General features: G+C 58.2%; 21 protein-coding genes and 1 pseudogene. 10 read left to right on the forward strand and 12 right to left on the reverse strand.

Annotation, left to right across the window (positions count from 1 at the left end):
• Window positions 1-99: 99 nt before the first annotated feature.
• On the reverse strand, window positions 100-1602 hold the full coding sequence (locus KGB23_RS19495) for an aldehyde dehydrogenase family protein (protein WP_223432236.1): 1503 nt from the start codon (window positions 1600-1602) through the stop codon (window positions 100-102).
• Between the two features lie 166 nt (window positions 1603-1768).
• On the opposite strand from KGB23_RS19495, the gene KGB23_RS19500 reads away from it, so the two are divergent.
• Complete coding sequence (locus KGB23_RS19500; protein WP_223432237.1) at window positions 1769-2560, forward strand: N-acetylmuramidase domain-containing protein; 792 nt, start codon at window positions 1769-1771, stop codon at window positions 2558-2560.
• 16 nt (window positions 2561-2576) lie between these two features.
• On the opposite strand, the gene glsB is transcribed toward KGB23_RS19500, so the two are convergent.
• Complete coding sequence (glsB, locus tag KGB23_RS19505) at window positions 2577-3485, reverse strand: glutaminase B (protein ID WP_149630625.1); 909 nt, start codon at window positions 3483-3485, stop codon at window positions 2577-2579.
• 439 nt (window positions 3486-3924) lie between these two features.
• Between glsB and KGB23_RS19510 the strand changes: the two genes are divergently transcribed.
• The 3 genes from KGB23_RS19510 to KGB23_RS19520 all read left to right on the forward strand — a co-directional run bounded on the left by KGB23_RS19510 (window position 3925) and on the right by KGB23_RS19520 (window position 5493).
• The gene (locus KGB23_RS19510) at window positions 3925-4128 is read left to right on the forward strand and encodes a hypothetical protein (RefSeq protein ID WP_223432238.1); all 204 of its coding nucleotides are present in this window, start codon (window positions 3925-3927) and stop codon (window positions 4126-4128) included.
• A 56-nt stretch (window positions 4129-4184) separates the two neighbouring features.
• Entirely contained in the window at window positions 4185-4700 is a 516-nt protein-coding gene (locus KGB23_RS19515) for a DoxX family protein (protein WP_223432239.1), read from the forward strand.
• Between the two features lie 94 nt (window positions 4701-4794).
• Window positions 4795-5493 carry a dienelactone hydrolase family protein gene (locus tag KGB23_RS19520; protein ID WP_223432240.1) on the forward strand — a complete coding sequence of 233 codons (699 nt, stop codon included), beginning with the start codon at window positions 4795-4797 and terminating at the stop codon, window positions 5491-5493.
• Window positions 5494-5544: 51 nt separating this feature from the next.
• On the opposite strand, the gene KGB23_RS19525 is transcribed toward KGB23_RS19520, so the two are convergent.
• Complete coding sequence (locus tag KGB23_RS19525) at window positions 5545-6519, reverse strand: nitrilase-related carbon-nitrogen hydrolase (RefSeq protein ID WP_223432241.1); 975 nt, start codon at window positions 6517-6519, stop codon at window positions 5545-5547.
• A 262-nt stretch (window positions 6520-6781) separates the two neighbouring features.
• Window positions 6782-7714 (reverse strand): GlxA family transcriptional regulator, encoded by a 933-nt coding sequence (locus KGB23_RS19530; RefSeq protein ID WP_223432280.1) that lies wholly within the window; start codon window positions 7712-7714, stop codon window positions 6782-6784.
• Between the two features lie 125 nt (window positions 7715-7839).
• Here KGB23_RS19530 and KGB23_RS19535 point away from each other — a divergent pair, with 125 nt between their 5' ends.
• Window positions 7840-11328: a hypothetical protein gene (locus tag KGB23_RS19535; protein WP_223432242.1), complete on the forward strand. Its 3489-nt coding sequence runs from the start codon at window positions 7840-7842 to the stop codon at window positions 11326-11328.
• On the opposite strand, the gene KGB23_RS19540 is transcribed toward KGB23_RS19535, so the two are convergent.
• On the reverse strand, window positions 11325-11525 hold the full coding sequence (locus KGB23_RS19540; RefSeq protein ID WP_095132157.1) for a YbdD/YjiX family protein: 201 nt from the start codon (window positions 11523-11525) through the stop codon (window positions 11325-11327). The genes KGB23_RS19535 and KGB23_RS19540 overlap by 4 nt on opposite strands.
• A gap of 185 nt (window positions 11526-11710) precedes the next feature.
• On the opposite strand from KGB23_RS19540, the gene KGB23_RS19545 reads away from it, so the two are divergent.
• Window positions 11711-12196, forward strand: coding sequence for an adenosine-specific kinase (locus KGB23_RS19545; protein ID WP_223432243.1), 486 nt, complete (start codon window positions 11711-11713; stop codon window positions 12194-12196).
• Window positions 12197-12239: 43 nt separating this feature from the next.
• Here the strand turns inward: KGB23_RS19545 and KGB23_RS19550 are convergent, their stop codons facing one another.
• Together KGB23_RS19550 and KGB23_RS19555 are read right to left on the reverse strand one after the other, a co-directional pair.
• On the reverse strand, window positions 12240-13595 hold the full coding sequence (locus KGB23_RS19550; protein ID WP_223432244.1) for a dicarboxylate/amino acid:cation symporter: 1356 nt from the start codon (window positions 13593-13595) through the stop codon (window positions 12240-12242).
• Window positions 13596-13682: 87 nt separating this feature from the next.
• Window positions 13683-14738: a tartrate dehydrogenase gene (locus KGB23_RS19555; protein ID WP_223432245.1), complete on the reverse strand. Its 1056-nt coding sequence runs from the start codon at window positions 14736-14738 to the stop codon at window positions 13683-13685.
• Between the two features lie 138 nt (window positions 14739-14876).
• On the opposite strand from KGB23_RS19555, the gene KGB23_RS19560 reads away from it, so the two are divergent.
• Window positions 14877-15812, forward strand: a complete 936-nt coding sequence (locus KGB23_RS19560) for a LysR family transcriptional regulator (protein WP_223432246.1) — start codon at window positions 14877-14879, stop codon at window positions 15810-15812.
• Window positions 15813-16379: 567 nt separating this feature from the next.
• Entirely contained in the window at window positions 16380-16757 is a 378-nt protein-coding gene (locus KGB23_RS19565) for a cytochrome c (RefSeq protein ID WP_223432247.1), read from the forward strand.
• Window positions 16758-17062: 305 nt separating this feature from the next.
• On the opposite strand, the gene KGB23_RS19570 is transcribed toward KGB23_RS19565, so the two are convergent.
• The gene (locus tag KGB23_RS19570) at window positions 17063-18163 is read right to left on the reverse strand and encodes a polyamine ABC transporter substrate-binding protein (RefSeq protein ID WP_223432248.1); all 1101 of its coding nucleotides are present in this window, start codon (window positions 18161-18163) and stop codon (window positions 17063-17065) included.
• A gap of 127 nt (window positions 18164-18290) precedes the next feature.
• Entirely contained in the window at window positions 18291-19106 is an 816-nt protein-coding gene (locus tag KGB23_RS19575; protein ID WP_223432249.1) for a carbon-nitrogen hydrolase family protein, read from the reverse strand.
• A gap of 379 nt (window positions 19107-19485) precedes the next feature.
• Between KGB23_RS19575 and KGB23_RS19580 the strand changes: the two genes are divergently transcribed.
• Window positions 19486-19776, forward strand: a complete 291-nt coding sequence (locus tag KGB23_RS19580; protein WP_223432250.1) for a hypothetical protein — start codon at window positions 19486-19488, stop codon at window positions 19774-19776.
• A 194-nt stretch (window positions 19777-19970) separates the two neighbouring features.
• Window positions 19971-21395, forward strand: a complete 1425-nt coding sequence (locus KGB23_RS19585) for a GGDEF domain-containing protein (RefSeq protein WP_223432251.1) — start codon at window positions 19971-19973, stop codon at window positions 21393-21395.
• A 22-nt stretch (window positions 21396-21417) separates the two neighbouring features.
• On the opposite strand, the gene KGB23_RS19590 is transcribed toward KGB23_RS19585, so the two are convergent.
• The 3 genes and pseudogenes from KGB23_RS19590 to KGB23_RS19600 form a co-directional block, all read right to left on the reverse strand.
• The gene (locus KGB23_RS19590; RefSeq protein WP_223432252.1) at window positions 21418-22965 is read right to left on the reverse strand and encodes a phospholipase D family protein; all 1548 of its coding nucleotides are present in this window, start codon (window positions 22963-22965) and stop codon (window positions 21418-21420) included.
• Between the two features lie 17 nt (window positions 22966-22982).
• Window positions 22983-23141 (reverse strand): annotated as a pseudogene (locus KGB23_RS19595) (PLP-dependent aminotransferase family protein); the annotation flags it as partial.
• Window positions 23142-23146: 5 nt separating this feature from the next.
• Window positions 23147-24049: a universal stress protein gene (locus KGB23_RS19600; protein ID WP_223432253.1), complete on the reverse strand. Its 903-nt coding sequence runs from the start codon at window positions 24047-24049 to the stop codon at window positions 23147-23149.
• Between the last annotated feature and the right edge of the window lie 61 nt (window positions 24050-24110).

Consider the following 24110-nt stretch of genomic DNA (forward strand, 5'->3'; position numbering starts at 1 on the left):
GAGCGTTATGGACATCTGATTCGTTTTGGAGTGCTCGCCACGCCCATACGGACGCACATTAAGTATAGTGCGGCCGTTGACTGGGGTCGTGGCGCTGGCTCAGCGTTTGACCGACAGATCCGTCTGGGTCATGCGACTGCGGATCGTGAACACCCCATCGCCCGAGAGAATCGCGCTGCGAGCAAACAGGCGACCGCTCTCCCAGTTCGAAAGCCCCAGTTCCGGCTTGTTCAGCGCGTACTGGCCGTCGACCCAGCGGGTAATCCCGTTGCCGACAAAAGGTGCGTTGACCGCGCTGTAGAAGCGTTCCTGAGCCGCGGCATCTTCACTGATCAACGACACGGTGAACTGCGGGCTATAGCGATTGAACAACGCGATGGCGCTGTCCAGGTCATCGACAATCTTCAGGCTGACTTCCGGGGTTTCTTCCCATTCCCACTCGCGGCCCAACTGATCCTCGGGCAGCGGTTCGGCCAACGCTTCGGTCTGATAGCCTTCGGCGCGGTACACCTCAACGCTGGCGGTCTGCCAATCGGTCGGCAAGTACTGCTCGCTACCTTCGACGATGTGCAATTTGCAGCCCTGCCCGCGTGCGGTGCCGGCCTGTTGCAACGCGTCGAGGAACAGCGGCAGCAGTTCTGCGACACGGTCACGGTGGATCAGGCAGACGTTCATCGTGTTGCAGACTTTGCGATCCAGCGAGTTGCGCACCACCGCCGCAAAACGTTGGGCATCGGCGTCCTTGTCGGCGATCAGCCAGGCGCCACCGGTGCCGTGCAGGCTGACAGCGGTGCCGGCCTGTTGGGCGATGCTGCCCAATTGACTGACGGCACGACCCGAACCACGGGCCACTGCCAGCGACAGGCGTCGGTCGGCGAACATCGCCCAACCGGCGGCGTGATTGACGCTTTCCACCAGCGACACCGCGCCGGTCGGCAACCCGGCGTCGCTCAGTGCCGGATTCAGTGCGTGGGTGACGATGGCTTGCGCCGTGCCCAACGCATCACTGCCAATGCGCAACACCGCCGTGTTACCCGTGCGCAACACACCGGCGGCGTCGGCGAAGACGTTCGGTCGACCTTCGAAGACGAACGCGACGATGCCCAGTGGCGAGACCACTTGCTCGACTTTCCAGCCGTCATGCTCGATGCAACTGACCACTTTGCCACGCGTGGCCGACGCATCACGCCAGGCCCTGAGCCCGGCGATCATGTCGCGACGCATGCGTTCATCAGCCAGAAGCCGCGTGGTGGAGCGTCCGCGGGCCTTGGCCCGCTCGATGTCGGCCAGGTTGGCGGCTTCGATCAAGGCCCAGCAGTCAGGGTTTTCCAGGCGTTGGGCGAAGCGATCAAAGAACTCGCTGATGGCTTGATCGGAAACCGCGGACATTGCGCTGAAAGCCGCTTCGGCACGCTCGATTGCAATGGCCGCCGCTTGCTGGTCGGCCACCGGGATCAGCAACAATTCGCCGCTGACCTGCTCCACCAGCAAATGGTCCCCGGGCTGAAAGCGCGCGGCTAATTCGGGGCTGACCACAGAGACACGATTCCCGGCGAAAGGGATAGGCGTGCCAGCGACTAGACGTTCGAGCGCAAGAGACATGAAGCGGTTTCACCATGCAGTGGGCGGCCGGAAAATGTATAGCAAAATCCCTGGAGCGTCATTAACCGCACGCCTGACCGGTGATCGAAAACCCGACGGCCCTGCCCCCGGCCCTCCTACGCTAAAAGAGGTACATCAGCGTTTCCTGTTTTCCAAGGAGGCCGTCATGAGCGATGAATTCACAAGCCATGGAGCGGCCCTTGACGATGAAGGTCTGGCGGCTGCGCTGGACCTTGCCAAAGTCAGTGCCGCGCAACTCTGGGCTGTTTTGGCAGTAGAAACCTCCGGCAACGGGTTCTATCCCGATCGCCGTCCGAAAATCCTTTACGAACGCCACGTGTTCAGTCGGCTGACTCACCAGAAGTTTGACGCGCAACACCCGGATATCAGCAGCAAAAACCCCGGCAACTATGGTGCAACGGGGCCGCATCAATATGACCGTTTGAACCTGGCCGTCGGCCTGAACAGGAACGCAGCCTTGCAAAGTACATCGTGGGGGCTGGGGCAGATCATGGGGTTCAATTTTGCGCAGACCCGTTCGGCGGATGTCGAGGAGATGATCAAGCGAATGATCGAGTCCGAAAACCAACAACTGCTGTGTACCGTTGGCACGCTGATCGAAGGCGGGTCAGTCGCGGCATTACGGGCCAAGGACTGGGCCAACTTTGCACGCCGCTACAACGGTCCCAACTACGCGATCAACAACTACGACGTGCGGCTCAGCGCGGCGTATCAGAAGTTCTCCTATGGCGGGACGCCGGACCTGAGAATCCGTATGGCGCAAACCTACTTGACGTACCTGGGCTGGCATCTCGGCCCCGTCGACGGCATCGTCGGCAAACAGACCCGGGATGCGATGAATCTCTTTCAGGCAAAAGAGCACCTGGACATCACCACGGTGCTGGACGATGAAACGCTGGCGTGTTTGCGCAACCGAGTCGAAGCGTTGCCGCTCTGACCCGGCACCATTGTGTCTAGAACACCGACCAGCCAATCCGCTGACTCAGCAACTCCAGCGCGGCCATGCCCGCGAGGGAGTTGCCGGCGGTGTTCAACTCCGGTGACCAGACGCACACTGTGAATTGCCCTGGCACTACCGCGACAATCCCCCCGCCCACGCCGCTCTTGCCGGGCAAACCGACACGATAGGCAAAGTTGCCGGCTTCATCGTAGAGGCCGCTGGTGGCCATGATCGAGTTGACTTGCTGGGTCTGGCGGGCGGTGAGGATCTGTTCGCCGCTGTGTTTGCAGAAACCGTCATTGGCCAGAAAACAGAACGCCCGCGCCAGGTCCACGCAGCTCATGCGCAGTGCGCAATGGCTGAAGTAACTGCGCAGTACCGCTTCGACGTCGTTGTGGAAATTGCCGAAAGACTGCATCAGATAAGCCATCGCCGCGTTGCGCGCACGATGCTGGTATTCGGACTCGGCGACCTTGCCGTCCACCATGACTTGCGGGTTGCCGGACAGCCGACGGACAAAGTCGCGCATGGACAGTGCCGGCGCGGCAAAGCGTGACTGGTTGATGTCGCAGATCACCAGCGCACCGGCATTGATGAAGGGATTGCGCGGGCGCCCGCGCTCGAACTCCAGTTGCACCAGCGAGTTGAACGGTTGGCCGGAAGGCTCGTGACCCAGGCGTTCCCAAATGGCTTCGCCGGAGTGTCCGATGGCCTGCACCAGGCTAAACACCTTGGAAATACTCTGCACCGAGAACAGCGTATGGGCATCGCCGGCGCAATACAGCTCGCCGTCATTGCCATACACCGCAATGCCCAGCTGATCGGCTGGCACCGTACCGAGGGCGGGAATGTAATCAGCCACCTTGCCCTGGCCGATCAGAGGACGTACTGCGTCAAGGATCTCGTTCAACAGCGCTTGCATGCCGGGTTCCGAAGTCACGCCCCATGGGATTGCGGGGACACAGACGCTAGACGCCTGCGGTCGAGGCCGGATCACAGTTTTGTACTGTGCCACCGCCTCTCTGTAGCAGCTATCGAGCCCCAGCGAGGCTGCGTTCGGCTGCGCAGCAGTCGTGAAACCAAGCGGCTCGGTAGTCCTGGTGAATCGCGTGCACAGGGTTTACGACTGCTGCGCAGCCGAACGCAGCCTCGCAGGCTCGACAGCTGCTACAGGTCTGCGTTCTGGCTGAGTAATTTCAGGGTTACGTATCACAGTGTGTACAGCGCCTCTCCCGACACACCCCACCCCTAAAACCCCACACCAAAGACACATCGCAGATACACCTGCTTGATGAACTGTGCCGGTCGATTGGCCACGCCGATCAAAGCGCTCAACTCACTCAATGCTACGGAGTATCACCATGTTCAAACTCTCGACTTCTTCTTTGACCCTCGGCCTGATCATCGCTGGCGGCCTGGCCCTGTCCAACGCGGCTTCAGCCTCCGAGTCCGAGGCGTTCAGCATGAAACAACTGACCCACGGCTACAGCCAGGTCCAGGCCGACTCGGTGGAGAAACCGGCGGAAGGTAAATGTGGCGAAGGCAAGTGCGGCGCTGGCGAGTAACCCAATGTGTGGGGCACCGCGGTGCCCCACTTCCCTGACTGAACGGAGATCAAGCCATGACCACCTCACTCTCTTCGGCTGTGAAAGGCCTGCACCTGAGCCTCGACCGTGCCGGTAGCTGGATTGCGCCGCTGACCCTGCGGGTGTTCCTCGCCTGGGAGTTCTTCGAATCAGGCCTGGAAAAATTCAATGGCGAAAACTGGTTCGCCGATATTCAGGACAGCTTCCCGTTCCCCTTCAACCACGTGCCGGCCACGCTGAACTGGGAACTGTCAATGTGGGCCGAACTGATCTGCGCCCTGGCCATACTGGTCGGCCTGGGAACGCGGATCTCGGCAATCATTTTGATCGTGGTCACCGTCGTCGCGACCGCTGCCGTTCACTGGCCGGCCGATTGGTCTACATTGAGTGAGCTTGCCCAGGGTTACGCCATCAGCAACAAGGGTCACGGCAACTTCAAACTGCCGCTGATCTACCTCGCGGCCTTTATGCCGCTGTTGCTCTCGGGTGCCGGCAAGCTTAGCCTTGATGCGCTGCTGGCTCGAGTCTTCTGGCGTCGCGATAACCGCTGAAGCGCCAGGGACTGGATAACGTCAAAAACCCGGCATCGACGACTTACAGCCCCAACAAGCTTCACCCCACTCACATGCGAAGACAGGAGCCACCATGAGCGTGACCACCCAATGGATCGAGATCGACAGCGCCGACGGTAAATTCGGCGCTTACCTGGCCATTCCGCACACCCGCAAAGGCCCGGGGATCGTGTTGATCCAGGAAATTTTCGGAGTGAATGAACACATCCGCTCGGTCGCCGAACAATACGCCGCCGACGGCTACCTGGTCATCGCACCGGACCTGTTCTGGCGCAGCGGCGCGCGGATCGAACTGGGTTACGACGAGACCGGCTGGAAACGCGCCGTCGAGTTGATGAACGCCACCGACGTCGGCAAGGCACAGACTGACATCGAACTGGCCATCGACGCCTTGAAAGCCCAGCCGGGCCTGGACGGCGGGATCGCTTCGATTGGTTACTGCTTCGGTGGTTTGCTCTCGTACCACACCGCCGCCAATGGGCTGGTGGACGTGGCCATCGCCTATTACGGCGGCGGAATCCAGAATCAGCTGGACCGGGCCGATGAAATCGAAGTGCCACTGCTGATGCACTTCGGTGAACAGGACAGCCACATCCCACTGGAAGCCGTGGAGAAAATCGCCGAACGTTTCGAGAACAACGACAACGTGGAAATTGTCGTGTACCCGGAGGCCGAACACGGCTTCAACTGCTCGCATCGCGACAGCTACAACCAGCGCGCAGCGGCTGAGGCCCATGGCAATACGTTGATCTTTTTGGGTCAGGAACTGTAAGGCCAGACGAGCAAAAGGGGACTTCCAAAGTCCCCTTTTTGTGTCTGCGATTTAACGACTGATTTCTTCCACGGTATCGGTCACCGCCAATTTCGGATGTGCGCTGCGTTCATGCACATGGCTCGTCGGTGTACGGTCGATCAGCAGGCTCAGCAGTTCCGGACGGCTGTAGTGACCGCGCGAATCCATCATGCGTTTGCGTTTGTCGATCAGGCCCATGTCGAGGTCGACGATCACCTCGCCTTCGCCTTCAGTCAGCGAGCCCTGCACCACGCCGTCCGGGCTGATGATCGCAGTGAAGCAACCACCGGAAATCGGGCCGATGGGGCAACCGGTGTCGGCCATGATTTGTGCCTGTTGCTCAGGGTTCAGCCAAGCCGTGGAGTTGACCACGAAGCAGGCCGCCTCCAATGCGTGCTGGCGGATGCTGACTTCCATTTGTGAAGCAAACAAAGGCCCCGCAAACGATCCTGGATACATCGAGGCGTGGATCTGTTCGCCATCGGCCATCAAGGCGTAACGGGCCAGCGGATTATAATGTTCCCAGCAGGCCAGTTGGCCGATGCGCCCTACCGCGCTGTCGGTGGCGCGCAGGCCTGAGCCGTCGCCCATGCCCCAGATCATGCGTTCGTGATAGGTCGGGGAAATCTTGCGGCGATGCTGAATCAGGGTGCCGTCGGCATCGAACAACAACTGCGTGTTGTACAGCGTGCCGCCGTCACGTTCATTGACGCCGATGGAAACCACCATGCCGACCTGTCTGGCGGCGGCGCCGATGGCCTCGGTGGCAGCCGACGGGACAGTGACGGCCTGATCCAGCAGTTTGAGGTGTTCAGCCGCCATTTCGAAAGGCGACTGAACGAAAGAGAAGTACGGGTAGTAAGGCACGATGGTTTCCGGGAACACTGCGAACTGCACGCCCTGCTCACCGAGTTCGAGAATCTTCTGCACCACTTTGTCGACGGTGCCTTCACGGCTATAGAGCACTGGGCTGATTTGTACGGCGGCGGCTTTGACGAGGGTCATGACGGTGATCTCATTGAGGGAGTGGACTTCAACGAGATCAAAATTACGCCAATAATATTTAGTCCGAAATGTCGAATACACCACCTTTTAGGACATCCTAAAAATCTGCCACAACGATCGATGAGTAACCTGTGGCGAGGGAGCTTGCTCCCGCTGGGCCGCGAAGCGGCCCCTAATCCCTAAAAAGAACGGGACTGCTGCGCAGTCCAGCGGGAGCAAGCTCCCTCGCCACAGGTTCAGTGTCACGTTTGACTGACTGGCGTCAGCCGCGATTCGCGCGCTGGATCACTTGCGGTGGCTGACCGAATGCTCGGATAAACGCCCGACGCATCCGCTCCCGATCGCCAAAACCGGTATCCGTCGCCACCACGTCGATGGGGTGCCGACCGGTTTCCATCATCAGACGCGCCGCTTCCACGCGCAGGTTTTCGATGGCTTTGGCCGGTGATTGCCCGGTTTCGGCATGGAACACACGGCTGAACTGCCGAGGGCTGAGGTTGGCGGCGCTGGCCAGTTCCTCGACCGACAGCGCGGACTTCAGGTTCTGCTTGGCATAGGCCAACGCGGCCTGGATGCGATCGGTTTTGGGCTCCAGTTCGAGCATCACCGAAAACTGCGACTGCCCTCCCGCGCGCCGGTGGTACACCACCAATTGCCGGGCCACCCGCCGCGCCACTTCCGCCCCCAGGTCGCCTTCAACGAGCGCCAGCGCCAGATCGACGCAGGCGCTCATGCCTGCCGCCGTCCAGATGTTGCCGTCGTTGATGAAGATCCGGTCTTCCTCGACTTTCACCTTCGGGTACGCCTTCTGCAGCGCCGGGGCATGGCACCAGTGCGTGGTCGCGCGCCGGCCATCGAGCAAACCGGCCTCGGCCAGCGCAATCGCGCCAGTGCAGATCGAACCCAGACGCCGGGTGGTTCGGCTGGCGTTGCGCAAGAACGCCACCATCCCCGGTGATACCGGACGGATCAGGTTGTCGCCCATTACCAGCAGCGTGTCGAACGAGCGCTGGTCGAACACCGAGGTTTCCACGCCAAACCCGGCGGAGGTCTGCACCGTACCGCCGCGCTCGGACAGCAAGACAATGTTGTACGCCGGTTCGTCAGTGGCCATGTTGGCCAACTCGAACGTGGCACACATGGCCAGGCCCAACACCTGAAACCCGGGGTAAACGATGAGTCCGATGGTGTGCATGGTGGCTGCTTCTTTGACCTTAAAGGTGGCATGAGTGATTTTACCGCCACTGACTTTGCACTGAATGCCCTTAATGGGTCTATACATAACTGTAATCAGTCGGCCGAGAACAAGAGGCACAGGCCATGGACAACAAGGGATCTGGCACTAACCTGGCCTTCTGGTTGCCAGGCAGTGCGGTCATCCTGAGTCTGGTGGTATCGATGTTCGCGCTCAACCGCGAACCGTTCCTTGAACCGCGGCCGATCGGTGCACAGTTCCAGGCACAACTGCCCATCGAAGCCCGGCTATGGCAAGACCCTTTCGATGCGGTCGAGCGTTATCGCAAGAAGCTCACGGACAGCAAGAACCCGGATGCCGAGCATGTTTGCAGCCCGGACATTTCTCCCCTGTCTGGCAACAAACCGGCTCCCGACATCATGGTGGCGCTGGTCGAAGGCGGCCCTTACGCCGACGAAGTCGAACGGCGTCGGCGCATTCGTTATGCACTGCTCGCAGGGTTCAAGAACTCCCACCGGGTGCCGGATCAGGAACAGTACATCCATTGCTTGAGACTCGCCGCCAACCTGTCGCTGGAGTCCCCGCAGAAAACCGGTTTCGTCGACGCGCCCTATGAAGTGTTCGTTTCCAACCCCTTCGACCCGCCGACAGCACTTGAAGGCGCACCACCGCCGCCTGACCGAACGATCGTGTTCTGGTTCAAACAGGACGCGCTCGGCTCGACTCCGCTGCAATCGCTCGAAACGTTACGCGAGACCCTGAAAAACAAAATTGCTTTGGCGTGCGCTCCAAAACCGTGTTCAGAGCCACCTGACACGGCGGTTCTGAAAGTCATCGGCCCTTCTACCTCAACCGTCCTGCGCGACATGTTCCAGGACCAGGACATCGGCCAGGCCACGCCAAAGGTCGAAATCTATTCACCACTGGCCACGGCCGATAACGAGACGCTGGATCGCGGTTACCAGAAGCTGTCGCCGCCGCTGGCGATCAGGCAACCCATGAAGTTGCTGCGCACCGTCAGCGACGACGGCACCATGACGCAACTGATGCTGGAAGAGCTGAAGTTGCGCCGCGTGGACCCGGCCACGGGTGTGCGTTGCAGCGAAGGCAAGCTGCAACGGATCGGCTCACCGTGCACCCGCGACCTGCGCCGCAGCGGCAACCGCATCGCGTTGATTTCCGAGTGGGACAGTTTCTACAGCCGCGCGCTGATCGAAAGCTTCAAGACACAGGTGGCCAAGGATGCCCGCCTGGGCAGCGACGAAAAAAACCATAGGGATGTGGTCGATCAGTGGATTTTGCGCTTCAGCTATCTGCGCGGCCTGGACGGACGCCTCCCGGAAGAGTCGGCGAGCAACGACAAAAGCGCCGGTACCGATCCTGGTAAAAACAAAGACCCCACCCAGCTTGATCTCAGTCCGCTGGAGAAATCCGACGGCAACTCCCAGCTCGACTACCTGCGGCGCCTCGCCGACCATATCGCCAACGAGGACGCGGCCTATCGACGCAACGGCGAAAGCGGCATCGGCGCGATTGGCGTACTGGGCGTCGATGCCTACGACAAGCTCCTGGTGCTGCAAGCGCTGAAGAGCCGGATGCCGTACAAACTGTACTTTTCCACCGACCTTGATGCCCGCATGTTGCAACGGGGCCAGGCGCAAACCACGCGCAACCTGATACTCGCCGCCCCCTACGGACTCACGCTGACCCGCGCCCTGCAACAGGACGTGCCACCGTTTCGCGACAGCCTGCAAAGTGCGGTGTTCATCTCGGTGCTGGCGGCGCTGGCACCGCAATCCTTCGACGCCAAGCGCGCGAAGTTCGACTACTCCAAATCGGAGCTGCTCTCGCCGGGCATCTATGAAGTGGGGATCAGCGGCTTCATTCCCCTGGCGAGCCGGCTGACCGCGTCTCGCCCGGCGAGCTGCGAAGCACCGACACAATCGCAGTCGGAACGAGGCGTACGTCCGCATGACCTGATGGCGCTGCGCTGCCTCCAGGACCCCTCGCCACCGCCCTACCCTGAACCCTCCAAATCCATCCGCGACCGTTTCAAGCAAGCCCAATCCTTCTTCTGGGCCGGGCCACTGACGATCACCCTGCTGATACTCGCCGGGTTCATCGTCTGGTGGCGCATCGAGGGCCCGAAAGATGACCATGACGCACGGCTGGCCTGGGTGCGCGGCGTGCCGATGACGCTGTTTATGGTGGCAGCGGCCTGCGCATTCATCGCTACACGGTTCTGGCATGCAGAGTTTCTCTGGTTCACGTTCGTGCTGATATTGCTCGGTATCATCTCGTCGAACCTGACCCGACGCTCCGCCAGGCAACTGGCGATGGCCAAGGACTCGACTGCCAGCATGGACACTGGTTTATACGACTCCCGGGCGTGGTACATCGTGGTCCCTCTCGTCATGTTCATCCTCGCGCTGATGCTCGCGTACCAGATGCGCAGCACGTTGACGGACAACGGACTGGGTGAGCCGATGTTCCTGTTTGAAGGCATCAGTGCCTGGCCCACTGTGGCACTGCGGCTGCTGGCCGTGCTGATCTCCCTCTCGGCGCTGGCATGGGGCTGGCGCAACCTGCGCATCAACCGGACCGAGATCGAAGCCGCGTTCCATTTACGCCTGCACATGCGCAAATACGAGATGACCTTGTGGGGCCAGGTTCGACGCTTGATTCGCCGGGGCAAAGGCTGGGCATTGCGTCGTTGGTGCAACGAGCTGGGGCAATGCCTGCTGAAGATTTTCTTCCCGCTACTGACCGCCAGCGAAGAATGGTCAACGTCCTGCGCACCGGCACAGGCCGCTTGCACGGACGGGCGCAAGATGATCTTCATTGCACGCTTCTGGGGTGAGCACTGCGTCTGCGGCTCCTTCGGTGCCCGAATGCTGCGGGCCATGCTCGCCACGTGGGTTTACGTCGTGGTCACCAGCGTGTTGTTTGTGATCTGGCCCATGGAGGGCATGCCCGTTCGCGGCGCATCAATGTGGTGGATGATGAGTTGGCTGATCCCCTCCCTGACGTTCCAGGTGCTGGTGTTCTGGGTGGTGGATGCCAACTTGCTGCTGACGCGGTTCATCCGCCATCTCAGCGAACATCATGCGATCTGGCCTGGCTCCTTGCAGATGGAGCACAAGAAAACCTTTGGCATGCTCCGGCACCCGTGTATCGACGAGTGGGTGGATTTGCAGCTGATCGCCAAGCGCACCTCGGCCGTTAACCGTCTGATCTATGCGCCGACCGTGGTCTTGTTGATCTTGTTGGCGTCGCGCAGCAGTCTGTTCGATAACTGGCCGACACCGCCCGGCCTGATCATTTCCTACTTGCTGACGGCGTTGGTACTGCTGGTTTCCGCGCTATCACTGCGACGCGCAGCGGAAAAGGCCCGCACCGTTGCCTTGCAACGGCTCGACGCCTATCTGCTGCAAACACCCGAAACGACGCCTTGCTACGCCAAGTTCAAGATGATCCGCGAGCGGGCCGCGACATTCAATACCGGGTCGTTCTCACGCTACGCGGAAGACCCGCTGATCAGGGCGCTGCTGCTGTCGCTGACCGGTATCGGCGGCTCGGCCATTGTCGATGCGCTGAACTATGCGAAGTTCTAGCAGCAACGGGTATTGCATTTTCCACTGCCGAAACGGGCCTCCTGACGCTCACGGAAAAACGCCGAATAGCTCATGACCGGCTCGCCGGGATGATTGAGCGCCATTTGCGCAACGTAGTTATCGTAATCGGGCACGCCAACCATTAAACGCGCGCTCTGGCTGAGGAACTTCGCGACATGCTGCAGTTTGCTGTACATGGCAATTCTCTCTATGTGTGTGGGCCTGGCCCCATGAAAGCGCACCGATGTATCTGCACTGTGTCAGCACCGGGGCCTTTTGTATTTTCAAGTATCAACAGCGGCGGCGATCACAAAACCCATGGGTAGCTATGCTTGATGTGTTGCCAGCCCCTGGCAGCCACATCGTGAAAGGAGGCGTTTAGATGCAACTCATCACGTTGAAAATCGACAAGCCGGAAGCGACGAACTTCATTTTGGGTCAGACCCACTTCATCAAGTCCGTCGAGGACATCCACGAAGCGTTGGTCAATGCCGTGCCAGGTATCCGCTTTGGCGTGGCCTTTTGCGAAGCCTCCGGTAAATGCCTGGTGCGCTGGTCTGGCACCGATACCGCCATGATCGAACTGGCCCAGAAGAATGCGCAAGCCATCGCCGCAGGGCATAGCTTCATCATTTTCCTCGGCGATGGTTTCTATCCGCTGAACGTGTTGAACACCGTCAAAATGGTTCCAGAGGTGTGCCGTATTTTTTGTGCAACGGCCAATCCGACTGAAGTGATTCTCGCCGGGACGGACCAAGGGCGAGCCATTCTGGGCGTGGTGGATGGCTTCTGTGCCAGTGGCATTGAAGGTGAAGAGGACATCCTGTGGCGCAAGAACCTGTTGCGGCAGATCGGCTACAAACTTTGAGCAATGCAGGCGCTGAACATCACACTGTTCAGCGCCTCACACCTTACGCCTGAGAGGCTTTTTGGCGGGCTGGCAGCACGGAACCTGCTCCCAGCGCTGAATGAGCAGCGATAACCTCTGCCTGAGTCGTCGCGGGTTTCTCCCCTTCGACCTCACCATTCAACGCCTTGTGCATTTTCACGGTGTCCAGCGCCCCGACCCATTTGGCAATGGCCATTGTTCCGACGCCATTGCCGATGGTGTTGGTGATCGCGCGCGCCTCCGACATGAACCGGTCGACGCCCAACAGCAGCACCATGCCCGCCACCGGAATAGTGCCAAGGGACGATAACGTCGCCGCCAGAATGATGAATCCCGAGCCGGTGACACCGGCAGAGCCCTTGGAGGTAAACATCAACACGGCCAGGACGATCAACTGATCCGTCAGGGTCAGCGGTGTGTTCGTGGCCTGCGCGATGAAGATCGCGGCGATGGTGTAGTAGATCGCCTGCCCGTCCGGGTTGAAGGTCAGGCCCGAGGGAATGATCATGCCGGCGACGGGTTTGGAAACACCGGCCTTTTCCATCTTGGAAATCATCTGCGGCAGCACCGATTCCGAAGAGCTGGTGCCGAGGACGGTGAACAGTTCTTCCTTGATGAATTTCAGAAACTTCCACAGGCTGAATCCGCTGTAGCGGCAGATTGGGCCCAGCACAAAAATCACGAACACAGCACAGGTCAGGTAGACACAGGCCATCAGCTTGCCGAGTGAGAACAGCGAGCCAAAGCCGTATTTGCCGATGGTGAAGGCAATCGCCCCGAAGGCGCCGATGGGTGCCAGACGCATGACCATGTTGACGATGCGAAACATGCCCTGCATCAGGCTGTCCAGCGTGTCGACGAATACCTTGGCACGAGGTCCGACATGCGCCAGGGCAATGCCCAACAGGATAGAGAACAGCAATATTTGCAGCACGTTGCCCTTGGCGAAGGCATCCACGATGGTGTCGGGAATGATGTTCATCACAAAGTCCATGAACGAGGCATGCTTCACGGCGCTGGTGTAGGTGGCCAGGCTGGATGTATCCAGAGTGGCGACATCAATGTTCATGCCGGCGCCGGGTTTGAACACATCGACCACCACCAGACCGACGACCAGTGCCAGGGTGGACACCACTTCGAAATAGATCAGCGCACGAAAGCCGACGCGCCCCAGCTCTTTCATGTTCTCCATGCGCGCAATGCCCGTGACCACCGTCAGGAAGATCACCGGGGCAAGGAGCATTTTGATCAGTTTGATGAACGCGTCGCCCAAGGGTTTGAGCGCTGTTCCGGTTTCGGGCACGAACACCCCGACGATGGCGCCGAGGATCACGGCGATGAGCACTTGTACGTAAAGTTTGCCGAATATTCTTTTCATGACAGGGCCCTGATTTTTTATTGTTGTCAGGAAATGCCAAGGGCTCTGATCGGTGATCAGCCCCTTGGCGTTGTGCCGCAGCTTGAATCAGCGTTTGATCAACTCGATGACCGCATCCGTGATCTGGCGGGTGGTGGCCGTGCCGCCCAGATCCGGGGTATGCAGACCGCTCTCGGTCACCGCCTCGATGGCCGACATCAGGTGCTTCGCCGCGGCCGCTTCGCCCAGGTGTTCGAGCATCATTGCCGCCGTCCAGAACGTCGCAATCGGGTTGGCGACGCCTTTGCCGGTGATGTCGAAGGCCGAGCCGTGGATCGGTTCGAACATCGAGGGGAATTTGCGCGAGGGGTTCAGGTTGGCGGTCGGCGCGATGCCCAGGCTCCCGGACAACGCGGCGGCCAGATCGGACAGGATGTCGGCGTGCAGATTGGTGGCGACGATCACGTCCAGCGTCGACGGTTTGAGCACCATGCGCGTGGTCACCGCGTCGACCAGTTCCTTGTCGATCTTCACATCCGGAAAGTCCTTGGCGACTTCATAGAAGATCTCGTCCCATAGCACCATGCCGTGACGCTGGGCGTTGGATTTGGTGACCATGGTCAGGTGTTTGCGTGGACGGCTTTGCGCCAGTTCGAAGGCGAAACGGTGAATACGCTCGACCCCGGCACGGGTAAACACCGACACTTCGGTGGCGACTTCTTCAGGCAGCCCACGGTGGACGCGACCGCCATTGCCGGAGTACTCGCCCTCGGAGTTTTCACGCACCACGACCCAGTCGATCTGATCACCATTGAGCAGCGGGCTTTTGACCCCTGGCAGTACACGAGCCGGGCGTACGTTGGCGTATTGGTCGAAGCCCTGGCAGATCGGCAGACGCAGGCCCCACAGCGAAATGTGATCCGGCACGTTGAGCGCACCAACAGCGCCGAAGAAAATGGCGTCGAAGGTTTTCAGCTCTTCCAGGCCACCTTCCGGGATGTAGTAGCCGTTTTTAAGGTAGTTGTCCGAGTTCCAGTCGAAGTGTTTGAAATCCAGTTCGAAGCCGGATTTCTTCGATAAGGCTTGCAGCACCTCGACGCCCGCGGCGATCACTTCAACACCGATACCATCACCTGGAACCGCAGCAATTTTGTATGCACTCATCAATAAACTCCACTCTCGTCACGTTCTTGTTGTGCCTGTCGAACGGGGGTGTTCAATCAGGGTGTGAGCGGAGTATATGTAGTGAACAAATGAGCGTGAGTTACTCCAAATCACTACATAGATGAATTTGAGTTACCAATGAGCCAAACCCTGGATTTGTCTTTTTTCTACCTGCTGGCCAACAAAGGCAGCCTGGCGGCGACGGCGCGAGAGTTGGGCGTCACCCCGCCTGCGGTGAGCAAACGCCTGACCGCGCTGGAAGCACGACTGGGTATACGCCTGGTCAACCGCACCACGCGCTCGATGAGCCTGACGTCGGAAGGTGAACTGTATTTTTCCCATGCCGCGCGCATCCTGACGCAGATCGACGAGGTCGAGCAGCTGATCAGCAGCAGTCGGGCAACCCCTAAAGGCCTGATTCGCGTCAACGCTTCGCTGGGATTCGGTCGCCGGTATATCGGCCCTGCCCTGGGCGCGTTCTTCGCACAATACCCGGAGGTGGAAATACAGCTGGAAATCAGCGACCACCCGCTCGACCTGACGACTCACGGGTTTGACCTGGGTATTCGTTTCGGCACGCTGCCGGACGCCGCCTTCCATGCCCGAAAGATCGCCTCCAATCGCCGTCTGTTATGCGCCTCGCCGCTGTACCTGGAACAACATGGCGTGCCCCAACGCCTGGCGGATTTACAGCAACACAACTGCATCTTCCTGCGGCAAAACGAAACGCCCTACGGCGTGTGGAGTTTCACCAATGGCGGGCGCACGCAAAACATCAAGGTGCGCGGCGCGTTAGGCTGCAACGACGGTGAAGTGGCCCTGAACTGGGCGCTGGAAGGTTACGGCATTCTGCTGCGGGCCGAATGGGACATCGCCCGTTACATGCGCAGTGGCCGCTTGCGCCTGGTGCTGGAGGATCAGACCCCCACCCGCGCCGATGTCTACGCGGTTTACCCGCAACAGTTGCACCTGTCGGCACGGGTACGCAGCCTGATCGATTTCCTGGTCGAGCGCTTCAAGCACATCGATCACCTGGACGACATTCCTGTAATAACGAACTCCTCTGAGCTTTAAGCAGAGGAGAGAAACGCGCCTCTCTTGTGCCGCTGTCCAGTAAAGCCGGGCTTGAGCGGTGCCGGTTGTTTAAGCGAAATGAGGTAGGTGAATGGCTATGTGCTGCGTTTTCAAAGCTTCTCATCTACCGTTCTTTACAGGAGTACGCATGTTTACTGATATCAAGCCAGGCCCGAAGCCCAAGCGCGATGATGGCAAGGAGGACCGCAGACGGCATGTGAATCCACCCAACGATAAAAAACACCCTACTTTACCTATCCACAAGCACAAGCCTGGAGACTAACTACAGGCTGACAGCCCTCCGTCATCGTTAGCATGTCGGAGGGCTTTTTATTAGCCCAGTACTTGTTCATTTTCCTACGGACAATTGTTTGATATCACCAACCACTTGCCTCTGCATGACCAGTTATGTACATCGGATTTGACCAGCAGGTCTTGTGACAATTACTGGCGCCACTAGAACCACAGCGACTGGTAAGGATTGGCAAGCCGATACGATGGCTGATATCTTTCCCGCGCACCAAATCGCGTCCAATCGACGCTGATCCATCAAGGAAGATAAAAACAATGAAAATATTATTCATCGCTTCGCTAGGAATTTTATCGCTAGTTCAAACATCACTATCCTTCGCGGATAATGTTAATGGAAAAAATCTCTATTTACAGCGATGCACCATGTGCCACGGAATAGATCTCAAAGCAACAGGACCATTGGCCAATAAAAGCAATCCTCCTACACCTGATCTAACAACATCCGCTTTCAAAAAACGATTAAATGATTATCCGGGCGTAATTGTATCATCGATAATACTTCGTCCAAATGGAGACTTGATTCCAAAAACTTTGCGAGAGAATGGTGTAAAGCTATCGCCGTACTCATGGAGGATTAAAGATCTGCGCGATTTAAATCAATACATGAGTGGTGTGATTTCAAAAAATCGATGATTTTTGAGTTGAGAGGTAGGCACAGAAATCTAAGAGCCATTTCAGATTTGAGGGCTTGTGGGGCAATGCCGGTGAGCCCGTCGACCTTGTTTTCAAGCACGCCGATGCCCTTGCATTCGAGGAAGCGGTTTGTGAGTGCTCGATCAGAAGCGTCTCGGGCAATTTTTTCTCCGGTCTCACAATCGAATAGGCCTAGTCCTGAACTGGAAGATACGAGTAACAAACATCGACGGCGGCGCTCGGCTGGTCTGAGTGACCTGCCTAGCACTGATCAATGACCCCTAATCATCCTTGCGCAGATACGATCAACTGCCAGTCCTGATATTGCTCCAGAGACGGGTACGTACGCGTTCCATCTTCAGCGATATCGGCTCCAGCGGGAACAGAGTATCCAAAACCTGCTTCGACGGATAAACGTCAGGATTATTGCGAATACTCTCCTCGACCAGCGCGGTGGCGTCCTTGTTGGCGTTCGGATAGGCCAAGTAGTTGGAGGACTTGGCGATAACTTCAGGGCGTAGCATATAATTGATGAAGGCCATTCCTTCCACTGGATTCGGGGAATCGTTAAGCAGCACAAGGTTTTCTACCCAAACCGGAGCACCTTCGCGAGGAATGCTATAGATGATCTTGCGTCCGTTACCAGCAAGTCTGGAGCTCTCTTGTGCCCCGAAAACTCCGCCAGCCCAGCCGAGCACAACACAGACGTCGCCATTGGCCAGGTCAGCGCTGAATTTAGATGAGTCGAAGTAACGGATGTACGGGCGCAGCTTCAGCAACAGCGCCTCAGCTTTGCGGAAGTCCTCGGGATTCTGACTGTTATAGGGCAGCCCAAGGTAATGCAGCACTATCGGAAAAATCTCGCCCGGTGCGTCCAGCATGGCCACGCCGCATTGGCTTAACCTGGCGAGGTTCTCCTCCTTTAGAATCAGGTCCCATGAGTTGACCGGAGCATCCGGGCCAAGGATCGACTTGACCTTGTCCGCATCATAACCAATCCCGGTGGTAGCCCACATATACGGAATGGCGTATCGATTACCTGGATCGTTAGCTTGTAGCTTGGCAAGGATATCCGGGTTGAGATGGTGATAATTGGACAATTGCGCCCGATCTATTTCCTTGAGGGCACCGGCCTTTATCAGGTTCGGCAACAGCCCATCGGTAGCGATCACCACGTCATAGCCACTACGACCGGCCATGACTTTACTTTGCATGACATCGGCGTTATCGAACGAGTCATACGTCGCTTTGATGCCGGTTTCTTCGTGAAAATTTTTCGTCGCATCCGGTGCGATGAAGTCGTACCAGCTGTAGATATTCATCTGGGGCTCAGCGGCCTCGGTGCAGAGGATGCTTGTACTCAACAGTGAGGCAAGGACTAGCTGTAAACCGACTTTCGGGTTCATCTGGAGACTCCGGAGCGGTAGCGCTGTTTAACAAAAAACGCTACGCCTGCTGATTGTTAGATTTATATGGCAGGGCCGACATCGGCAAGATCAACGACGTATTACTGGGGAAAAGAATTCGCGCGACTCAAGGAATCAGCAGCTCGCGACGACCGTCCGTATGTTCAAGTTGTACGCCTGACAGATGCAGGCGGCGGTCGTTGAGGTAGTCGTAATCCCGACGGGACTCCTTGAGCTGCTCAAGGTCAAGCGTGACCACCTGCTGACACTCCTCGCGGCCGGCCTCAAACATTATTTGCCCGAATGGATTGACCACTGCGCTGCCCCCCGCGAACACCAGGCCGTCATCCCCTTCTCCCACCCGATTCACCATGACAGCAAACGCCTGGTTTTCCTGGGCGCGAGCCATGATTGCCGTGCGATGGACCGGGCCGTAAGGATCCATGTTGCCGTTAGTGACCAGTATCAGCTCGGCGCCGAGCTGCCCAAGGGCGCGGGCGCTTTCCGGGAGTTCGATGTCGTAGCAAATCAGGATGCCTACACGCACGCCCTTCCACAGTGCCGTGACATAGCGGTCACCCGGCTGGAAAAGCCCACGCTCCGATGGCCACAGGTGGGTCTTGCGATAGCGCAACGCGATACCGTCGGGCGTCACCAGCACCGAGGTGTTGTAAAAGATACCGCCATCATTCTCTGCAATGCCGACGACGACTGAGACATTACGCTTGCGCACCAGCTGCTCGACGGCCTGCAAGGTGGGGCCATCCAAGGGTTCGGCAACACTCGCCAATTGCTCGGCATCGACAAATCCCGTCAGGTGGGTTTCCGGGAAGATCAACAGATCCGTGTCAGCCGCGCAGGTAGCGATGGCCTCCAAGGTACGCCCGAGGTTGTGAACGACATCGCCGTCACGGCCAGCCAGTTGCACCAATTCAATCTTCATCTCTGTTCCTTGCACAGTTAAGTAAGGGCCCAACCCGCCAGGGTTGGCCAGAGTATGGAGCGCGCAAGAGCGACCCGTAATTACCCCCCAGGGTTAACCGCGAATGAGTAGTGACGTGAAAGCGACATTGCAGGATGGGGTCGGAGCTAAGTGAGCGCCGGCAGACCCAGACGGGGATCGCCCCAGTTTCTGATTGGTTCATTCGCCCTGCTGGACTCTACGTCCACATTAGGAATGGCTGCTGCCGGTGGTCGTTGCATTTCGCTTGTCACCGGCGTTTGACTAAGCTGAACAAATCAGTACGGACTGAAACCCAAGTGATGCGGCCAACAACGAATCTGGGTGAGTATCAAGACGGTAAATCACAAAGGAGACGACTATGTATGCGGTCATAAGAACCTACTCAGGTCCTGGTGCAAAGCAGCTTTTCGATGTTTTAGAAAAGCAAAAGGACGACGTCGAAGCTGCCCTCCGAAAAGTGGCTGGCCTGGCAAGCTACACACTGCTACCTCTCGGTGATGGCGGTATGTCGGTGACTGTTTGCACGGACAAGGCCGGCACCGATGAGAGCATGAAAGTCGCTCGCGACTGGATTCAGAAAAACGCTTCGCACATCCATGCGAACCCGCCAGTCGTCACGGAAGGTCCGGTCATTGTGCAGATCAATTAGCGCGCCCCTTGCGTTCGCGTGAACATTTTTACCTGCTTGTGCAGCAGAAATCGGGAAGGAGTCTAATATTGAAATGCCATAGGTCGGTCCATCCCCTATCTGCGTAATGATGCGTGGGACTGTTGGCATGCAGGCGGCTTTGGAACCAACACCGGACCGGTGTTGGCTAAATAGATTTCAACCTGGAGGGAACCATGAGCAATCTCATCGCCAGCGGCGAGCCACCTGAAGCCGTCCGCCTCATGGTCAAGGTTTACGCCTACTTGCTGCTCGCAGGGTTTGCATTTGTTCCGGCCTATCTGATTGGCTACTTATACGTCTTTCAAGACCCCACCCTTATTTTCGAAAACCACCTGTTTCATATCATTGCGATCACCGCAGCCACCTTGGCGGGCCTGTTTGTGACTTACGTCACGTGGCGCTGCTATCAGTCATCGGGAGATCCGCTGCTGCGATGGATGACGCTTGGTTTTCTCGGTTTTGTACTGATCTACGCGCTGCATGGTGCGTTCACCGGGCAAGCGCACCACAATATCTGGCTCTTCCTGCTGTATGGACCAGCCTCTCGACTGGTGATGTCGATTCTGCTGTTAGTCGGAATGCTGTCGTACCACCGCCCACCCGATGCAGCGGACCAACGAATGAAGGCCCGCCCGTGGTTGACCTGGATAGGACTGTTCCTGCTGGTTGACGTGGCAGTGGCGTACGTCGCGAATTCACCGATCGCCGGCAATATCGCGGTGCGCCTCTCGATGGAAGGTGGTGCCCTCATTCTTTCCACATTGACCGTGGCAATACTCCTGCTGCGCCGTATCCGTTCGCCGCTGATGATGATTTTTGTCGTCTCGGTCACCGCGTTCGCGCTGTCATCGCTTGCCTTCATCCTTGCACGTCCGTGGAACCACATGTGGTGGCTCGCTCATGCGATCTTCGCCGGTGGATTCTTCATGTTGAGCTATGGGGTCGTGCAAGCGTTCCTCACCACGCGGTCGTTCTCGAAGATTTACAGCCAAGAGGAGCTGATGGTGCGTCTTGCCGAAGCGATGGCGTATACCGAGAGCGCCCTGCAGGAACTCCAGCGCACCAATCAAGAACTCGGGCACCTTGCGGCCACTGACCCACTGACTGGCGCTGATAATCGGCGTCGGTTCATGGAGCGGGTCGAAGTCGAAATGGGCCGAACCAAGCGCGGCGGTGAGCCGTTCTCCGTGTTGGCACTCGATCTGGATAATTTCAAGTCCATCAACGATCGCTTCGGGCATCAGGTTGGCGACGACATCCTGAAGGATTTCGTGGAGAAATGCCTCGATTCGATCCGGCCGTATGACGGTGTAGCCCGAGTGGGTGGGGAAGAATTCATGATTCTGCTACCTCAGACGTCACTTGAAGGCGCGCACGTAATCGCTGAGCGTCTGCGAAGCACCGTTGCAAATAATTCTTTTCATGGCCTGCAGCGGTTAACCGTGGTCACAGTGAGCATCGGCGTATCGCAATCCGGCCGCGACGGCGACACCATCGAGGCCATTCTGCGTACAGCCGATCAACGCCTGTATCACGCTAAACACGAAGGCCGTAACCGTGTGGTCACGACCATCAAAACCAGTCTCCAATCGCTGTGAAAGCGTCGGCACCGGCTTCGATCTAGAGCATTTTCTCCAGGCCGATCTTGTCGCTGAGCCAGGCCTTGAAGCTGCGCCATTTACCGCCGGGCTCCTTATGCAAGGTATGCAGGCGGCCGTCGTCTTCGGTGATCCAGACGACTTCGCCGTTTTCCAGGCGGGCCTGGTAACTCACAGCTGGCGCCATGCCCTCATGCGCCAGCTTACGCATGTAACCAGCCAATTCAGGGCTGTCGACCAGCACCCCGACTTCCGTGTTCCAAAACACTGAGCGCGGGTCGAAATTGAAGGAGCCGATGAACACCTTCTGCTTGTCCAAAATCATGGCCTTGGTGTGCAAGCTGGAGTCCGAGCCACCACTGAAGCCAAAAGAAGAACCGCCACTGTGATCGTCCGGCTGGCGCCGCAGTTCATAAAGCTTCACGCCATGTTCGAGCAAGGTTTTCCGGTAAGGCGCATAGCCGCCATGCACCGCTGGCACATCGGTGGCTTCCAGTGAGTTGGTCAACAGGCGCACATCAACACCGGCATCGGCACGACCGAGGAGGTAGAGCATGCCCGGCTTTTGGGGGACGAAATAAGCCGAGATCATGATTAGCTCCTTACTGACGCTATCGAGCTCAGGCCGCAGTTGTGTGGCCATCAATAGCGCGCGGGCCGGTTCGTCGTCGGCCAGTACCTTGCTCGGGGCGTCCCACATCGCTTTGCTATGGGCCCAGATCAGCTGCTTGCGCCAATTCTCGAGTTGCGGTTGTGTCCGGTAGGTCATGAGGTGGTCGTACAAGACTGTGTTCTCGATACGTGTGGTCTGGAGCGATTGTTCCAGGCGTTGGCGGCTCTTGAGCAAGTCTTCGGCTGTTGGCTTGTTGAGCAGGAAGTCACTGATCGGCTGGCTCAGGGCGCTATTCCAGTACTGATCGAAGCTGTGGCCCAACTGCTCGGCGACCGGGCCGATGCACAGCAGGTCCATGTCGGTGAAGTTGAGATCGGGCTTGGCGTCGAAATATTCATCCCCCAGGTTGCGTCCGCCGACGATGGCTGCGCTGTTGTCGGCCAGCCACAGTTTGTTGTGCATGCGCCGGTGCTGTTGGGAAAGATTAAGCAGACGGCCCATGGTTCGGGTAACCATGGTGCTGCGCCCCAGATGCAAAGGGTTGAAGACACGGATATAGATGTTCGGGTGCACGGCCAAAGTAGCGATTACTTCTTCCTGGCCGTCGCTGGCAGTGTCATCGAGCAACATGCGTATCCGTACACCGCGATCGGCTGCCAGCAGTATTTCACGCACCAGTGCCCGGGTGCTGAGACCGTTATGCACGATGTAGTACTGCAGATCGACGCTTTTCTGCGCATTGCGGATCAACTCGGCGCGCGCCCGGAACGCTTCACTGCTGTTAGGCAGCAGACGAAAACCCGAGTGCCCCTCATGCTGGGCGGCCTGGGCCTGGATCGAGCGCCCGAAAACCGAATCGCTGGCGGGTATTGCCTCGCTGAAGTCATGGGGCAAGCGCGTGGTGGCGCAGCCAGCGAGCAGCAGTGCGAGCAACATGGCGGGGAAGAAGCGGGACATGGGCAAGGGGCTCGTCCTCAATCGATTTCCTGTGTTGCCCTGGAAGCGAAGTTCATTCGCAGACAGTTACGGTACTTGCCCGATGCCGAGAAAATGCAGCCCACGGCAATCTGCACACCTTATTTCAGTAAAGCCCGGTTTAAGCGCAGCGTGTCGAAATTTTCCGGCAGTTCCACTCCATTCACTGATCCGCAGACCCCGTAACGGCGAAAATGTTGCAGGGCACTTGATACAGAACATGCTCCGTCGTACTGCCCACCCATTTGCCCAGTCCCTTGCGATGCGCATTTCCCATGACGATCACATCGGCCCGGTGATGCGCTGCAAAGTCGGCCAGCGCTTTGCCAGGTGGCCCTTCAACGAAGTGTTGTCGCTCAGTGGGCACACCATAGTGGTCAGCCAAGGCGATAAATGACTTTTGCAGTGACTTGCGCACTTCGCTGTTGAAACCTGGCATCGTCACTGCACCAGCGCCTGCGTCGGATATATGTGTCCGTGATAGATCGTAGGCATGCAGCAGATGCAGTTCCGCGCTGCATTGCATGGACAATCCGTTCGCCGCCTGGATGATGCGGTCGTTGATGCCGGTGATCTGAGTCTCAGGTTGTGACGGATCGACTGCCGCCACTACCACCCGCGGAAGTGGACACCTGACTTCGCTGACCAGATGCACCGCCACCGGACATTCGCGCAACAGGTGCCAATCCAGAGGCGTAATGAAAACGCGTTTGAGCGCTGACTCGTGTTGCACGTCCTTGATAACCAGATCCGGCTGCATTTCTGCCACATGCCGAAGTATTTCTTGCAGCGCGGTTCGCGTAACAAGCACTTCGGTACTCAGCATGACCCCGCGCGCGCGTATTAGATCGGCCTCATCCTTCAACCATTTTTCGTTCTCCTGCTGACAGGCCTCACGAAAACGTGCACCAGCGCTCTTCAAACCCAAGAGGTTGGAGTCTTCGATAAACACCGTGATGTGCAGCGCTGCGCCAGTGGCTTCGGCAATGGCGACAGCTCGCTCCAACGCCGGGGTATGACGCATGCCTGGACCGGCTATCAGAAAGAGTCGTTGATATTGGCTCATGTAACACCTCCAAACGTTCCGGGATATCTAGCTCCCCCAGCGCTCTCGCCTGTCACACCAC

Origin of the sequence: Pseudomonas sp. GL-B-26 (assembly GCF_019947405.1) — a bacterium.
Taxonomy (GTDB): domain Bacteria; phylum Pseudomonadota; class Gammaproteobacteria; order Pseudomonadales; family Pseudomonadaceae; genus Aquipseudomonas.